Source organism: Micromonospora gifhornensis (genome assembly GCF_016863515.1).
GTDB classification, from domain to species: Bacteria; Actinomycetota; Actinomycetes; order Mycobacteriales; family Micromonosporaceae; genus Micromonospora; species Micromonospora gifhornensis.
Genome location: NZ_BOPA01000108.1, coordinates 1 through 930 on the forward strand (window position 1 = coordinate 1; position 930 = coordinate 930).

Genomic DNA, 930 nt, shown 5'->3' on the forward strand with positions numbered 1-930 from the left:
GAGCGTGTTTGAGAAGGTCTGTTGTGGATGGTGTGGCGGCGTGACATCTGCCGGCGTGGCGGGCAGGGTGGCGTGGTGTCTGCGCGTCGTGGTTACCCGTCTGACCTGACTGATGCCCAGTGGGCGCTGATCGAGTCGTTGTTGCCGGAGCCGAACACGGACGGTCGTAGGGAGAAGCATCCGCGGCGGGAGATCGTCAACGCGATCCTGTACGTGGTGCGATCGGGGTGTCCGTGGCGGTACCTGCCGGCGGATCTGCCGCCGTGGCAGACGGTGTACTGGTACTTCACTCGGTGGGAAGAAGCCGGCGTCACCGAGAGACTCCTGCACACCCTGCGGGTCAAGGCCCGGGTGCAGCAGGGCCGTGACCCCCAGCCCTCCGCGGGGATCATCGACTCCCAGAGCGTGAAGGGCGCCGACACCGTCGGGCGGGACAGCCGGGGCTACGACGCCGGGAAGAAGATCAACGGCCGCAAGCGGTTCATCGTCACCGACACCCTGGGACTACTGGTCACCGTGACCGTCCTCGCGGCGAGTTGGCAGGACCGCGACGGCGCCAAAACCACCCTGCTCAGCACCTACCTGGCCACACCGATCCGGCATGTCTTCGCCGACCAGGGCTTCACCGGACGACTCGTCGACTGGGCACGCGACATCCTGCGCACCACCGTCGAGATCGTCCGCAAACCCGCCGACCAGCGCGGATTCGCCGTGCACCCGCGACGATGGGTGGTCGAGCGGACCCTGGCCTGGTTCACCAACTGCCGCCGACTCGCCCGCGACTACGAACGCCACCCCGAAGTCTCCGAAGCCATCATCCGCTGGGCCGCCATCGCCGGCATGACCCGCCGCATCACCCGCGGCCAACCCACCCGCCGACAACCCCGCCGCACCTTCACCTGGCCCTAACCAACCTCATCTCAAACACGC

General features: G+C 67.5%; 1 protein-coding gene. It reads left to right on the forward strand.

The annotated features are described in order from the left end of the window. Positions 1-27: 27 nt before the first annotated feature. Complete coding sequence (locus tag Vgi01_RS30330; protein WP_373307079.1) at positions 28-909, forward strand: IS5 family transposase; 882 nt, start codon at positions 28-30, stop codon at positions 907-909. Positions 910-930: the final 21 nt, after the last annotated feature.

Coding starts and splice junctions, on each gene's coding strand:
- Vgi01_RS30330 (WP_373307079.1), top strand. CDS start 28: ATGGTGTGGCGGCGTGACATCTGCCGGCGTGGCGGGCAGGGTGGCGTG.